Origin of the sequence: Streptomyces asiaticus (assembly GCF_018138715.1) — a bacterium.
In the GTDB taxonomy this organism is placed as follows: Bacteria; Actinomycetota; Actinomycetes; order Streptomycetales; family Streptomycetaceae; genus Streptomyces; species Streptomyces asiaticus.
The window spans coordinates 2,165,061-2,179,009 of sequence record NZ_JAGSHX010000006.1 but is presented as its reverse complement, the minus strand read 5'-3'; the positions used below and the strand labels follow the sequence as shown (position 1 = coordinate 2,179,009).

Here is a 13,949-nt window from a genome sequence, read left to right as displayed (position 1 = left end):
GCAAGGGTGTCCACCATCCGGACCGGGCGGGCCCGTACGCTGGCTCCCATGCGGAGCCCGTCGGACCATCACGCCTACCCGACCCACTGGGAAGCCGATGTGGTGCTCCGGGACGGCGGCACGGCACAGATCCGTCCCATCACCACCGATGACGCCCAGCGGCTGGTCAGTTTCTACGAGCGGGTCTCGGACGAGTCGAAGTACTACCGCTTCTTCGCGCCCTACCCCCGTCTCTCCGACCGCGATGTCCACCGCTTCACCCACCACGACTACGTCGACCGGGTGGGCCTGGCGGCCATCGTGGGGGATGAGTTCATCGCCACCGTTCGGTACGACCGCATCGACGGCCGGGGGGTGCCCGCCGCGGCCCCCGCCGACGAGGCTGAGGTCGCCTTCCTCGTCCAGGACGCCCACCAGGGCCGCGGGGTGGCCTCCGCGCTCCTCGAACACATCGCCGCCGTGGCACGCGAGCGGGGCATCCGGCGGTTCGCCGCCGAGGTGCTGCCCGCCAACAACAAGATGATCAAGGTGTTCACGGACGCGGGCTACACCCAGAAGCGCAGCTTCGAGGACGGGGTCGTCCGCCTCGAGTTCGACCTCGAACCCACCGACCGGTCCCTGGCCGTCATGCGCGCCCGTGAGCAGCGCGCCGAGGCGCGCTCCGTCCAGCGGCTGCTCGCGCCCGGCTCCGTGGCCGTCATCGGCACCAGCCGCACGCCCGGCGGCGTCGGCCGCACCGTGCTGCGCAACCTTCTGGACGGCGGCTTCACCGGGCGCGTCCACGCCGTCAACCACGCCTTCCCCGACGACATGACGCTCCTGGAGCCCGAGGGTGTCCCGGCCCACCGCTCGCTGCGCGCCATAGAGGAGCCCGTGGACCTGGCCGTCGTCGCCGTCCCCGCCGAGCGGGTGTCCGCCGTCGTGGCCGATTGCGGCGACCACGGCGTCCAGGGGCTCGTCGTGCTCTCCGCCGGATACGCCGAGAGCGGGGGCGAGGGCCGTGACCGGCAGCGGGATCTCGTCCGCCAGGCCCGGTCCTACGGCATGCGCGTCATCGGCCCCAACGCCTTCGGCGTCATCAACACCGCCGACGGCGTCCGGCTGAACGCCTCCCTGTCCCCACGGCTGCCCAACCCCGGCCGGCTGGGCCTGTTCACCCAGTCCGGGGCGATCGGCATCGCGCTGCTGTCCGGGCTGAACCGGCGCGGCGCCGGGCTGGCGAGCCTCGCCGGGATCGCGGGGATATCGACCTTCGTGTCCGCCGGGAACCGCGCCGACGTCTCGGGCAACGACCTGCTCCAGTACTGGTACGACGATCCGCTGACCGACGTCGTCCTGATGTACCTGGAGTCGATCGGCAACCCCCGCAAGTTCACCCGGCTCGCCAGGCGCACGGCGGCCGTGAAACCGGTGGTCGTCGTCAAGGGCGCCCGCCACACCGGCAGCGCCCCCACCGGCCACGCCGTGCCCACCACCCGGATCCCGGACGCCACCGTCTCCGATCTGCTGCGGCAGGCGGGCGTCATCCGGGTCGACACCGTGACCGAACTCGCCGACACCGGGGTGCTGCTCGCCTCCCAGCCGCTGCCCGCCGGTCCGCGCGTCGCCATCCTCGGCAACTCCGAGTCGCTCGGCCTGATCACCTACGACGCCTGCCTCACCGAGGAACTCCGCCCGCTGCCGCCCCGCGACCTGACCACGGACGCCACCCCGGACGACTTCCGGCGCGCCCTTACCGAGGCCCTCGCCGACGACACCTGTGACGCCGTGATCGTCACCGCCATCCCCTGGGTCGGCGACGGCAGCGCCCAGGCCCTCGCGGCGGCCGTAAGGGAGGCGGCGCAGACTCCCGGGCCCGGTCCGGCCAAGCCGGTGGCGGTGGTCCACCTGGAGATCCAGGAACTCGCACAGGCCCTGGCCGGGACGGGCGCCGAGCCCGCCCCGGGCACCCGCAGGATCCCCGCCTACCCCGCCGCCGAGCGGGCCGTGCGCGCGCTCGCCGAGGCCGTACGGTACGCGCGCTGGCGGGAGGAGTCCGCCGAGCCCGGGCGGGTCCCGGAGTACGACGACATCGACGAGGCGGGTGCCGCCGCCGACATCCAGGTCCTGCTCGCCCCGGCGGACGGCCACGGCGGCGGCGGCCACGGCGGCGACGGCACGGGCGGCGGGACGGTCGACGGCGCGGGCCCCGGCGTCGAGCTGTCCGCCGCCGACACCCAGCGCCTGCTGGCCCGCTATGGCGTCAGCGTGCTGCCCGCCCTCCCCGCGCCCGACCCCGACGCCGCCGTGAGGGCCGCCGAGCGGCTCGGCTTCCCGGTCGCGCTCAAGCCCACTGCCCCCCATCTGCGCCACCGCGCCGACCTGGGCGGGGTGCGGCTGGAGCTGGGCAGCGAGACGGAACTGCGCCGGGCCTACGCCGAGTTGACCGACTACCTGGGCCGCCCCGAGGAGCTGGGGCTGGTCGTGCAGCGGATGGCGCCGCGCGGCGTGGACACCGTCGTACGGGCCGCCATCGATCCCGCCGCCGGGGCCGTGCTCTCCTTCGGGCTCGCCGGCGCCCCGTCCGAACTGCTCGGCGACACCGCCCACGGCCTCGTCCCCGTCACCGGCCGGGACGCCGCCGAGCTGATCCGGTCCATCCGGACCGCGCCGCTGCTGTTCGGCTGGCGCGGCTCCAAGCCGGTGGACACCGTAGCCCTCGAGGAGCTGCTGCTGAGGGTGTCCCGCCTGGTGGACGACCACCCCGAAATGGTCGCCGTCGACCTCGAGCCCGTCGTCGTCGCCCAGCACGGCCTGTCCGTGCTCGGCGCCTCGGCGCGGCTCGCCCCGCCGCCCCCGCGCACCGACCTCGGCCCCCGCCACATGCCCGCCTACTGAGCCGCCTGCCCCGAGCCGTCCGAACCTTGGCGTGCCGAGCCGTCCGAACCTTGGCGTGCGGTCGTCCGAACCTCGGCGGGAGTCGTCCGAGCCTCGACGGGCACGGGCGCCCGTGTCGGCGTCGCCCCGTAGGATGGTGCACATGGCGAAGACCGGTACGACGACCCAGGGGCTGCGCGCGGCGATCGAGCGCAGTGGCTATTACCCGGCACTCGTGGCCGAGGCGGTGGAGGCCGCCGTGGGCGGCGAGCCCATCGTGTCGTACCTGGTCCACCAGGAGACCACCTTCGACGCCAACGAGGTCCGCCGCCATGTGACGGTGCTGGTCCTCACGGACAATCGCTTCATCGTCAGCCACACCGACGAGCAGGCCGCGGACGGCACCTCCCCGTCGCCGTACGCCACCACCTCCACCGAGTCCGTGAAGCTCCAGCGGATCTCCTCGGTCGTGCTCAGCCGCGTCGTCGCCAACCCCGAGTCGTACACCCCGGGCACGCTGCCCCGCGAGGTCGTGCTGACCATCGGCTGGGGCGCCGTCAGCCGCCTGGACCTGGAGCCCGCCGCCTGCGGCGACCCCAACTGCGAGGCCGACCACGGCTACACCGGCTCGTCCACCGCCGACGACCTCAGCCTGCGCGTCAGCGAGGCCGGGGACGGCCCCGACACCGTTCGTCAGACCCTCGCCTTCGCCCAGGCGCTCTCCGAGGCCACCGCGGCCACCCCGGACACCGGTCGCTGATGTCCGGCCCCGCCACCGGCCCGCTGCCCTCCACCGCCTCCTTCTGGCCCGAGCCCACCCCGCTCGACCCCCGCTCCGCGCCCCTGCCGCGGTACGGCACCGGCTCGCTCGCCGATCTGCTGCCCGCCGTGGCCGCGGGCCAGGAGGTCCCGGGGCTCTCCTCCGGCCTGGCGCTGGCCCCCGCCGACCGCGTCTGCGTCTTCCTGGTGGACGGCCTCGGCTGGGAGCTGCTGCGCGCCCACCCCGACGAGGCGCCGTTTCTGACCTCGCTGCTGCCCAGTTCGCTGAACGGTTCGGGGGAGCCGCTCACCGCGGGCTTCCCGTCCACCACCGCGACCTCGCTCGCCTCGGTGGGCACCGGACTGCCGCCCGGCGCCCATGGCCTGCCCGGCTACACGGTGCTGGACCCGGACACCGGCCAGCTGATGAACCAGCTGCGCTGGCAGCCCTGGACGGAGCCGCACGCCTGGCAGCCGTATCCGACCGTCTTCCAGCTCGCCGACGCCGCGGGGGTGCACACCTGCCAGGTCTCCGCGCCCACCTTCGCCGAGACCCCGCTCACCAAGGTCGCGCTCAGCGGCGGCACCTTCCACGGGCGGCTCACCGGTGAGGAGCGGATGGACCTCGCGGCCGAGCAACTCGCCGCCGCGGGCCGCTCGCTCGTCTACACGTACTACAGCGAGGTGGACGGCAAGGGGCACCGCTTCGGCGTGGACTCGCCCGAGTGGCGCGATCAGCTCCGCTATGTCGACGGGCTCGCCCAGCGGCTGGCGGAGCGGCTGCCGCCCCGCTCGGCGCTCTATGTCACCGCCGACCACGGCATGATCGACGTCCCCTTCGACCCGGAGTCGCGCATCGACTTCGACGAGGACTGGGAGCTGCGCGCGGGCGTCTCGCTGCTCGGCGGCGAGGGCCGCGCCCGCCATGTGTACGCCGTCCCGGGCGCCGCGGGCGATGTGCTGGCCGTCTGGCGCGAGGTGCTGGGGGAGCGGATGTGGGTGGCCGGCCGTGACGAGGCCATCGAGGCGGGCTGGTTCGGCGGGCCCGGCGGTGCCGATGGCGGTGGGAAGGGCGTCGACGACCGGGTGTACCGGCGGATCGGCGACATCGTGGCCGCCGCGCGCGACGACATCGCGATCGTCGCCTCGCACACCGAGCCGAAGGAGTCCGCCATGGTCGGGCTGCACGGTTCGATGACCCCCCTGGAGCAGCTGGTGCCGCTCCTCGAAGTACGCTCCTGAGCGCCCCCGTTCACGCCCGCCCCGTTCACGCCCGCCCCGCTCAGCCCCGCCCCGGTCACCCCCGCCCTACGAAAGGCCCCGCCTCCTCATGCCCGAGCTGGTGTTCTTTTCCGGAACGATGGACTGCGGAAAGAGCACCCTCGCTCTGCAGATCCAGCACAACCGCTCGGCGCGCGGGCTCCAGGGGATGATCTACACCCGGGACGACCGGGAGGGCGAGGGCAAGCTCTCCTCGCGGCTCGGGCTGGCCACCGAGGCCATCGAGGTCGCCGACGACCTCGACTTCTACACCCATGTGATCCAGGCGCTGACCGCCGGGGGCCGGGTCGACTACGTCATAGCGGACGAGGCGCAGTTCCTGACCCCGCCGCAGATCGACCAACTCGCCCGGGTGGTGGACGACCTGGAGGTGGACGTCTTCGCCTTCGGCATCACCACCGACTTCCGCAGCAAGCTCTTCCCCGGCTCCCAGCGCCTGGTGGAGCTCGCCGACCGGGTGGAGGTGCTTCAGGTGGAGGCGCTGTGCTGGTGCGGCGCCCGGGCGACGCACAACGCCCGTACCGTCGGCGGCCAGATGGTCGTCGAGGGCGCCCAGGTGGTCGTGGGCGACGTCAACCGGCCGGGGAACGAGGTCGGTTACGAGGTGCTGTGCCGGCGCCACCACCGGCGCCGGATGACGGCCGCCCGGGCGCGCGCCGCCGCCCTGTCACCGGAGGTGCTGCCCGTCGACTGACGGGGTCCTCCCGTGGTCCGGCCCGCCCCGGCCCCCGGCCGGTGCTCGACTCATGGCCCCCCGGCCGGCGCCCGGCTCATCCCTCAGCGCGCCGTACGACGGTGAAGGACGCCCCCTCCGGGTCCCGCACCGTGGCCCGATGGCCGCTCGCTCCCCGCGACGGAGGCCGCACCACCTGACCGCCCAGCGCGGTCACCCGGCGCACCGTCTCGTCCACATCGTCCACCGCGAAGTGGGTCATCCAGTACGGGCCCCGGTCGCGCGGCAGGGCGTCGCCCACGCTCTGGACCGCGCAGACCGGCCGGCCGTCCAGCCGCAGGGTGCGGCAGCCCGCCTCCTCCGGCGCGGCCGGCTCCGCCTGATAGCCGAAGACCATCTTGTAGAACTTCAGCACCCCGGTGCCGTCACGGGTCAGCAGCTCGTGCCAGACCGGAGTGCCCGGCGCCCCGGGCTCCGCCGCCGCGTAGGTGCACTCCTGCCACACCCCGAACACCGCGCCCTCGGGGTCGGCGGCGATCAGCATCCGGCCGGCCTCGCCGGCGTCCAGCGGGCCCACCGCCACGGTGCCGCCGCACGCGCGGATCATCTCGGCGGTCTCATCGGCGTCGTCGGAGGCCAGATAGGTCATCCAGGCCACGGGCAGATGGCGATCCGGAGGCAGCTCGCTCAACCCGGCGACCGGCCGGCCGCCCTGGACCGCGCGGACATACGCGCCGAGCTGCTGGGGGCCCGGGGTGAACTCCCAGCCGAACAGGGAGTGGTAGAAGTCCTGTGTCGCGGCAAGGCTGTGCACCATCAGACTCGTCCAGCAGGGCGTGCCCGGTGTGCGCCGAGTCGCTGCCTGGGTCATACGTCATTCTCTCCTCGGACCATCGTGGTGGACGTACGGCCCCGGGCCGGTCGGCGGCGCGGGGCGGTCGTGCGGAGGTGCTGATGCGGGGGGTCCGACAGATGTTTGCACCACCTGTCGCACATAGCGCCCTGGCGGAGCGGCAATTCACCGTGCCTCGAAGCAGAATGCCCGAATTACTACCGCACATCCGTTTCGGCTTCATTGCGCTCTGGTGTCACCCGAACGTACACCGGGTGACCGGGTGGTCCAATCGACGCAGAGATACCTACGCAAGGATGATCCCTATGCATGCCATCATCACCCCATCCGATCTCATGAGCGAGCTGGCGGAGGATCATCCTCCGCTCCTGCTCGATGTGCGTTGGCAGCTCGGCGGGCCTCCCGGCCGCCCCGCATACGAGGCGGGGCATCTGCCCGGTGCCGTCTACGTCGACCTCGACACGGAGCTCGCGGGCCCACCCGGAAAGTCCGGCCGCCACCCCCTGCCCGATCTTTCCGCGTTCGCGGCCGCGATGCGCCGAGCCGGGGTGAGCCAGGACCGGCGCGTGGTGGCGTACGACGGCGGACAGGGGTGGGCCGCGGCGCGCGCGTGGTGGCTGCTGCGCTGGGCGGGCCATCCGTCCGTCCGGGTGCTCGACGGGGGTCTGCCCGCCTGGACGGGGGTCGGCGGCTCGCTGACCACCGAGGTGCCGGACGCGCCCGAGGGCGACTTCGTCCCGCGGCCCGGGGCACTGCCGCTGCTGGAGGCGGACGACGCGGCGGCGCTCGCCCGGCGCGGGGTGCTGCTGGACGCGCGCGCGGCCGAGCGCTACCGGGGGGAGGTCGAGCCCATCGACCCCGTCGGCGGCCATATCCCGGGCGCGGTCTCCGCTCCCACGGCGGAGAACGTCACGGATGACGGCCACTTCCTGCCCGCCGAGCGGCTGGCGGAGCGGTTCGCGGCCCTGGGCGCCACCGGGGACGCCGAGGTCGGGGTGTACTGCGGCTCCGGGGTCTCGGCCGCGCACCAGGTGCTGGCGCTCGCGGTCGCGGGCGTTCCGGCAGCCCTGTACGTCGGCTCCTGGAGCGAATGGTCCTCGGACGGCGCCCGTCCGGTGGCCACCGGCCCCGAGCGGGGCTGACCACACCGACGGGCCCCGCCACCGGCGTGCGGTGGCGGGGCCCGTCGGGCGCGGCGGCAGCCGCTACTCCTGCTTCTTGCGGCGGGTGCCGAAGACGATCTCGTCCCAACTCGGCACCGCGGCCCGGCGGCCCGGGCGGACGCCGTCCGCCTCCGCCTGGCGGTCCGTCGTACCGGTCAGCCGGTCGCGGTGGCCCGCCACCGAGCGCGGCATCAGCACATCCGCGTACGCCGAACCCGCGCTCGCCGCGGAGGCGGGCGGCTCGACGGCCTCCGGCTCCTCGGCGGGCTCCTCCGGTGTCGGGGCCGCCGACGCGACCGGCGTCTCGGGCACGACCATGTCGCCCCGGAAGTTGGGCACGGCCTCCAGCAGGCTGGTGAGCGAGTCCCGCTCGCCGAGACCGTCGTCCAGCGAGACGGACGCGGACGCGGGTGCCGGGGCGTCGTCGTCGCCGAGGCGCTCGGGCGACGTCCGGTCCCGGTCCCTGTCCCGGTCACGCGGCAGCCGGGCGATCCGCGGCACGAACGGGAAGCTCGGCTCGGGCGTGTCGTCGGCCTCGCCGATCAGCGCCCGCGCCTCGTCGTCCACCGCCTGGACCAGCCGCCGGGGTGGGTCGTAGGTCCAGCTCGCCGAGTGCGGCTCACCGGCGACCCGGTAGACCAGCAGCACCTCCCAGGTGCCGTCGTCGCGCCGCCAGGAGTCCCACTGCGTGGTGTCCTTCTCGGCACCGCGCAGCAACAGCCGCTCCGCCACGGCCTCGCCGAGCTGCGGTCCGGTGTTCTCGCCGGGGCGGCGCACGGGAGTCTTACGGGCGCGCTCGGCCATGAAGGCGCGCTCCGCGAGCACCGGGCCCTCGAAGCGCCGCACGCGGTCGACGGGGATGCCCGCCATCTGCGCGACCTCTTCGGCGGTGGCGCCGGCACGTATACGGGCCTGGATGTCACGGGGCCGCAGATGGCTCTCGACCTCGATCTCGATCTGGCCGAGCCGAGCGCGGTCGTTGCGCACCGCGGCGCGCAGTCGCTCGTCGATGGGAAGTGTGTACTCCGTGCTGTCCGCAGCCTTGAGCACCAGCCGTGTGCCGTCGTTGCTGACGGCCACGACACGCAGTTCGGGCATGGGGACCTCCCGGGTGGTGCCTGCCGACGTCACGGTTGCGTCGCTGCTCTCCCGCTAGACGAGTGTGGCCTGCCCGGGTGCAGCCTGCCACAACTTTGCCGAGTTGCCCGGGCCGGTTGATTGCCGCCCTCTGACCCCTCCCGTTGGGTCCGGGCGGCCGGACGGGAAAGCGGGGCCAAGGCTCGCCACAGTACTCCATTCGGGCCGCTCAGGTAGAGCGGCACGCCAGCCGAGTTCATGGCCGGGAGGGGGATGGCAGCCCGAATCCTTCGAAGTGAGGCCCAATTTGGGTGGCAAGTTTCACAGAAACGACAGAATCGGAACGATCCGCTTCGTTTATCGGTCACTTCTCCCTGCAAGCTGGAACGAATGTCCAAGCGAGGCGGGAGATGCACGGCAAGGCCGACAGCGACGGACAACACAAGAGCGGACGGATCGAGCTGAGCGCGGCCCATGTGGCCGGCAGCGCGCTGGCGGCCGTCGCCGCCGCGGTGCTCGCGTCCAAACTGGGCGTCTACGGGACGATCCTGGGCGCCGGTGTGGTGAGCGTGGTGGCGACCGCGGGCGGCACCCTCTTCCAGCATCTGTTCCGGCGCACCGGTGAACAGATCAAGGAGGTGCGGGTCCAGACGCGGCCGACCGGGCGCCGGCGGTACGGCGGTCCGGCCGGTCCGGTCGCGCCGGCCGAGGAAGCCGGGCCCACCGAGCCGGTCGAGCCCACCGAGCCGGCCGAGCCCGCTGGGCCCACCGGGCCCGCCGCGCCGGTCGCGTCCGCGCGGACCCCGGCCCCCGGTGAGTACGGCGAGCCGACCACGCACGGCGCCCGGCCGCGGGTCCGGCGGCGCCACGCCGTCGGGGCGGCCGCCGTCTTCGTCGTCGCCATGAGCGTGATCACGGGGATCGAGATGTTCTCCGGCGGCCCGGTGTCCAACGTCTGGGGGGAGAACCGGACCGGAACCACCGTCAGCGACAGCGTGAGCGGCTCCTCGGGGGCGAAGTCCATCCCCGGCCCCTCGCGCCGGGACCCGTCCGCCCCGTCGCGGAGCCCCGGCTCGTCCGGGGGCGGCGGCGAGGCGCCGTCTCCGGACACCTCCCGCGGGGGCGGCGCGGCCGACGCCTCGACCACGCCGACGCCCGACGCGTCCGGATCGTCCGGCTCCGGCAAGGGCTCCGGCGACGGCTCCGGCCAGGACGGCGGCAGCGGCGGCGCGACCGCGCCCGGCACCTCCGCGCCCGCCACGCCGGGCCCCTCCCGTACCCCGTCCGGCGGTGCCACGGAGAGCGGAACGGACGCGTCCGGCGAGGCCGTGCCCACCCCCGGCGTCACCGGCGCGCCGTGACCTGTCAGTCCGGCCGACGGGCTCTGACGCGTCAGTCGCCCGGCGCGCCGTGACCCGTCAGTCGGCCGACGGGCCATGACCCGTCAGTCGCCGAGCACCCGCCGCAGATAGTCGTTGGTGAACAGCCGGTCCGGGTCCAGCCGGTCGCGCACCGCCGCGAACTCGCCGAACCGGGGATAGACCCCGGCCAGATAGGCGGCGTCGCGGCTGTGCAGCTTGCCCCAGTGCGGACGGCCGCCGTGCGCGATCATGATCTGTTCGGCCGCCGTGAAGTACGCCCGGTGCGGAGTGCCCCGGTACAGATGGACGGCGATGTACGCGGTCTCGCGCCCGGAGGCGGTGGACAGCGGGATGTCGTCGGCGGGCGCGGTGCGCACCTCCACCGGGAAGCTGACCCGCAGTCCGGACCGCTCGATGGTCGCCTTGAGCTCGCGCAGCACGGTGACCGCGGCCTCGCGCGGCACGGCGTACTCCATCTCCAGGAACCGCACCCGGCGCGGAGAGGTGAAGACTTTGTAAGGGATGTCCGTGTAGGTCCGGGCGGACAGGGCACGGCTGGAGATCTTGGCGATTCCGGGGATGGTGGCGGGGACCGCCCGGCCCACCGAACAGGCCACCTGGAAGATGCCGTTGGACAGCAGTTCGTCGTCCACCCAGCCGCTGACCCGGCCCACCGGAGCGGCGGGGCCGGTGCTGCGGTTGTTCCGCTTGGTGTTGCAGTTACCGGTGTGCGGGAACCAGTAGAACTCGAAGTGCTCGTTCTCGGCCACGAGCTGTTCGAAATCGGCCATCACGCGGTCGAAGGGCATGGGCTCCTCGCGCGCCGAGAGCAGGAACTCCGGTTCCACCCCGAAGGTGATCTCGCTGACCACGCCGAGCGCGCCGAGTCCGATCCGGGCCGCCGCGAAGATCTCCGGGTTCTCCTCCGCCGAGCAGCGCAGTACTGAACCGTCCGCCGTCACCAGCTCCAGACCCTTGATCTGGGCGGCGATCGAGGCGCTGTCCCGGCCGGTGCCATGGGTGCCCGTGGAGGTCGCCCCGGCCACCGTCTGCTCCATGATGTCGCCCATATTGACGAGCGAAAGACCATGGGACGACAGCGTCTCGTTGAGCTGCCGGAGCGAGGTGCCGGCCGCGACGGTCACGGTCCCCGCCTCGCGGTCAAGACCGCGCACCCCCGCCATCCGGTCCGGGCGTATCAGCAGCCCGTCGGTGGCGGCCACGGTGGTGAAGGAGTGGCCGGTGCCCACCGCCTTCACCTTCAGCCCCTCCGCCGTCGCCCGGCGCACCATCTCGGCCAGCTCCTGCGTGGACGACGGGGCGACGATCCGCGTCGGGCGGGCCATCACGTTCCCCGCCCAGTTACGCCACACGCTGCTCCGTACGGTCTTCACGGTCCTGACGGCCATCCGCACCCGACCCCTCCCGCTGTGGCGCCGGCCGGAGCCGGCGGTACCCGAGGAACGCCACCGCGGCCGCGAGCGCCCCGGCCACGGCCGGCACCGCGTACCCCGCCCGGGCGCCGGCCGCGTCCACCACCCATCCGGCGGCCGACGAGCCGAGCGCCACCCCGACCGCGAGCCCGGTGCTCACCCAGGTCATCCCCTCGGTCAGATGCGCGCGTGGTACGTGCCGTTCGACAAGGGCCATGGTGGTGACCATCGTGGGTGCGATGGCCAGGCCCGCGACGAAGAGCGCCACGGCCAGGAACGGCAGGTTCCCGACCAGTTGGAGCGGGATCATACTCACGGCGATCGCACAAATACCCCACAACCAACGACGGGACACCGGACCGCTCAGCCGCAGTACCCCGAAGACCGCGCCCGCGAGGCAGGAGCCCGCCGCGTACACCGCCAGGACCAGACTGGCCGCGCCCTTGTGGCCCTCGTCCTCGGCGAAGGCCACCGTCACCACGTCGATCGCCCCGAAGATCGCGCCGGTCGCCATGAAGGTGGCCACCAGCACCTGGAGCCCGCGCGAGCGCAGCGCCGAACCGCCGGTGTGGTGCCCGCGCGGATGCGGTACGGGCTCGGTGGCCCGCTGCGCGGTCAGCGAGAAGACCCCGGCCGCCAGGAAGCAGGCGGCCAGCAGCGGGCCCGCCTCCGGGAACCAGGAGGTGGACAGCCCGATCGAGATGACCGGCCCGACGATGAAGCAGATCTCGTCGACGATGGACTCCCACGCGTACGCGGCGTGCAGTTCGCGCGGGGAGTCCCCGTAGATCGCCGCCCAGCGAGCTCGCACCATGGAGCCCACGCTGGGCACACAGCCGGACGCGGCGGCGAAGACGAACAGCGTCCAGTCCGGCCAGCCCCGGTGCGCGCTCAGCAGCAGCCCGCAGACGGCGGCGAGCGCCATGAGGGTCGCGGGACGCAGCACCCGGCGCTGGCCGTGCCGGTCGACCAGCCGGGAGATCTGCGGGCCGATGACGGCGGCGGAGAGCGCCAGCGTGGCCGACAGGGCGCCCGCGAGCCCGTACCGGCCGGTGAGCTCGGAGACCATGGTGACCACGCCGATGCCCGCCATGGACAGCGGCATCCGCCCGAGGAAGCCGGCCGCGGAGAACTCCTTGGCGCCGGGGGCGGCGAAGATCGCGCGGTAGGGGCCGGGACTGGGCAAGGCAGACTCCGCCGTGAGCAGGGTAAGGATCGTAGAGCGCTGATACAGATTACGGGCCGGCGCCCGGTTCGCGCAGGGCCGTTTCCCGCCCGTCAGCGGCGGGTGGCAGGATCGGGAGCATGCCGGATCAGTCAGTACAGCCTGCCCCCGACCCGTATGACGCACTGCTGTTGCTCTCCTTCGGCGGTCCGGAGGGCCCAGATGACGTCGTGCCGTTCCTGGAGAACGTCACGCGCGGGCGGGGCATCCCCCGCGAGCGGCTGAAGGAGGTCGGCCGGCACTACTTCCTCTTCGGCGGGGTCAGCCCGATCAACGCGCAGAACCGCGAGCTGCTGCACGCGCTGCGCAAGGACTTCGCCGAGCACGGCCTGGACCTGCCGGTCTACTGGGGCAATCGCAACTGGGCGCCGTATCTGACCGACACCCTGCGCGAGATGGCCGCCGACGGCCACCGCCGGATCCTGGTGCTGGCCACCAGCGCCTACGCCTCGTACTCGGGCTGCCGGCAGTACCGCGAGAACCTGGCGGACGCCCTGGCCGCCCTGGAGGGCGAGGGCCTGCCGCTGCCGCGCGTGGACAAGCTGCGGCACTACTTCAACCACCCCGGTTTCGTGCGGCCCATGGTGGACACCACCCTGGCCGCCCTCGCCGAACTGCCCGAGGACCGGCGGGCCGGGGCCCACCTCGCCTTCACCACCCACTCCATCCCGACCGCCGCCGCCGACACCTCGGGCCCGGTGGAGGCGCACACCGAGGACGGGGAGGGCGGTGCGTACGTCGCCCAGCACCTCGATGTCGCCCGGCTGATCGCGGACGCGGTGCGTGAGGAGACCGGCGTCGAGCGCCCCTGGCGGCTGGTCTACCAGTCGCGCAGCGGCGCCCCGCACATCCCCTGGCTGGAGCCGGACATCTGCGATCACCTCGAGGAGCTGCACGGCGAGGGCGCGCCCGCCGTCGTCATGGTCCCGATCGGCTTCGTCTCGGACCATATGGAGGTCAAGTACGACCTCGACACCGAGGCCACGGCCAAGGCCGCCGAGCTGGGGCTGCCGGTCTCCCGCGCCTCGACCGTCGGGGCCGACCCGCGGTTCGCCGCGTGCGTACGCGAGCTGGTGCTGGAGCGCGCGGCCACCGAGCGCTTCGCCGAGGGCCGGGCGGCGGCCGCCCCGGTGCGCTGCGCCCTGGGCGCCCTCGGCCCGAGCCATGACGTGTGCCCGGTGGGCTGCTGCCCGGCCCGGTCGCCGCGCCCCGCCGCCGCGGGCGCCGACTGACCGCACCCGTCCCCGCACGCCCCGGGCTCTGGCCGG

At 73.7% G+C, this 13,949-nt stretch carries 11 protein-coding genes; 7 read left to right on the top strand and 4 right to left on the bottom strand.

Annotation, left to right across the window (positions count from 1 at the left end; translation table 11 throughout):
- Positions 1–48: 48 nt before the first annotated feature.
- The 4 genes from KHP12_RS16865 to KHP12_RS16850 all read left to right on the top strand — a co-directional run bounded on the left by KHP12_RS16865 (position 49) and on the right by KHP12_RS16850 (position 5,590).
- Complete coding sequence (locus tag KHP12_RS16865; protein ID WP_211833128.1) at positions 49–2,877, top strand: bifunctional acetate--CoA ligase family protein/GNAT family N-acetyltransferase; 2,829 nt, start codon at positions 49–51, stop codon at positions 2,875–2,877.
- Positions 2,878–3,019: 142 nt separating this feature from the next.
- On the top strand, positions 3,020–3,616 hold the full coding sequence (locus KHP12_RS16860; RefSeq protein WP_020867961.1) for a DUF5998 family protein: 597 nt from the start codon (positions 3,020–3,022) through the stop codon (positions 3,614–3,616).
- Positions 3,616–4,857 (top strand): alkaline phosphatase family protein, encoded by a 1,242-nt coding sequence (locus KHP12_RS16855; RefSeq protein WP_086886174.1) that lies wholly within the window; start codon positions 3,616–3,618, stop codon positions 4,855–4,857. Before KHP12_RS16860 ends, KHP12_RS16855 begins: the two co-directional genes overlap by 1 nt.
- Before the next feature lie 88 nt (positions 4,858–4,945).
- The gene (locus KHP12_RS16850) at positions 4,946–5,590 is read left to right on the top strand and encodes a thymidine kinase (protein ID WP_086883189.1); all 645 of its coding nucleotides are present in this window, start codon (positions 4,946–4,948) and stop codon (positions 5,588–5,590) included.
- 76 nt (positions 5,591–5,666) lie between these two features.
- On the opposite strand, the gene KHP12_RS16845 is transcribed toward KHP12_RS16850, so the two are convergent.
- A complete protein-coding gene (locus KHP12_RS16845; RefSeq protein WP_086883188.1) occupies positions 5,667–6,440 on the bottom strand; it encodes a VOC family protein in 774 nt (257 codons plus the stop codon).
- Positions 6,441–6,727: 287 nt separating this feature from the next.
- Between KHP12_RS16845 and KHP12_RS16840 the strand changes: the two genes are divergently transcribed.
- A complete protein-coding gene (locus KHP12_RS16840) occupies positions 6,728–7,564 on the top strand; it encodes a sulfurtransferase (protein ID WP_086883187.1) in 837 nt (278 codons plus the stop codon).
- Positions 7,565–7,627: 63 nt separating this feature from the next.
- Here the strand turns inward: KHP12_RS16840 and sepH are convergent, their stop codons facing one another.
- A complete protein-coding gene (sepH, locus tag KHP12_RS16835) occupies positions 7,628–8,716 on the bottom strand; it encodes a septation protein SepH (protein WP_086883186.1) in 1,089 nt (362 codons plus the stop codon).
- Positions 8,717–9,072: 356 nt separating this feature from the next.
- Here sepH and KHP12_RS16830 point away from each other — a divergent pair, with 356 nt between their 5' ends.
- Positions 9,073–10,023 (top strand): hypothetical protein, encoded by a 951-nt coding sequence (locus KHP12_RS16830; RefSeq protein WP_208653104.1) that lies wholly within the window; start codon positions 9,073–9,075, stop codon positions 10,021–10,023.
- Between the two features lie 83 nt (positions 10,024–10,106).
- Here KHP12_RS16830 and KHP12_RS16825 read toward each other — a convergent pair whose 3' ends face one another.
- Positions 10,107–11,432: a D-arabinono-1,4-lactone oxidase gene (locus KHP12_RS16825; RefSeq protein WP_211833127.1), complete on the bottom strand. Its 1,326-nt coding sequence runs from the start codon at positions 11,430–11,432 to the stop codon at positions 10,107–10,109.
- Positions 11,386–12,642, bottom strand: coding sequence for an MFS transporter (locus KHP12_RS16820; protein WP_086883191.1), 1,257 nt, complete (start codon positions 12,640–12,642; stop codon positions 11,386–11,388). Before KHP12_RS16820 ends, KHP12_RS16825 begins: the two co-directional genes overlap by 47 nt.
- A 119-nt stretch (positions 12,643–12,761) precedes the next feature.
- Here KHP12_RS16820 and KHP12_RS16815 point away from each other — a divergent pair, with 119 nt between their 5' ends.
- Positions 12,762–13,913 carry a ferrochelatase gene (locus KHP12_RS16815; RefSeq protein WP_086883185.1) on the top strand — a complete coding sequence of 384 codons (1,152 nt, stop codon included), beginning with the start codon at positions 12,762–12,764 and terminating at the stop codon, positions 13,911–13,913.
- The last annotated feature ends 36 nt before the right edge of the window (positions 13,914–13,949 follow it).

Bases quoted from the DNA above. Each gene is read 5' to 3' on its own strand.
- KHP12_RS16840 (WP_086883187.1), top strand. From the start codon at position 6,728: ATGCATGCCATCATCACCCCATCCGATCTCATGAGCGAGCTGGCGGAG.
- KHP12_RS16860 (WP_020867961.1), top strand. From the start codon at position 3,020: ATGGCGAAGACCGGTACGACGACCCAGGGGCTGCGCGCGGCGATCGAG.
- KHP12_RS16865 (WP_211833128.1), top strand. From the start codon at position 49: ATGCGGAGCCCGTCGGACCATCACGCCTACCCGACCCACTGGGAAGCC.
- KHP12_RS16815 (WP_086883185.1), top strand. From the start codon at position 12,762: ATGCCGGATCAGTCAGTACAGCCTGCCCCCGACCCGTATGACGCACTG.
- KHP12_RS16845 (WP_086883188.1), bottom strand. From the start codon at position 6,440: ATGACCCAGGCAGCGACTCGGCGCACACCGGGCACGCCCTGCTGGACG.
- KHP12_RS16855 (WP_086886174.1), top strand. From the start codon at position 3,616: ATGTCCGGCCCCGCCACCGGCCCGCTGCCCTCCACCGCCTCCTTCTGG.
- KHP12_RS16830 (WP_208653104.1), top strand. From the start codon at position 9,073: ATGCACGGCAAGGCCGACAGCGACGGACAACACAAGAGCGGACGGATC.
- KHP12_RS16850 (WP_086883189.1), top strand. From the start codon at position 4,946: ATGCCCGAGCTGGTGTTCTTTTCCGGAACGATGGACTGCGGAAAGAGC.
- KHP12_RS16825 (WP_211833127.1), bottom strand. From the start codon at position 11,432: ATGGCCGTCAGGACCGTGAAGACCGTACGGAGCAGCGTGTGGCGTAAC.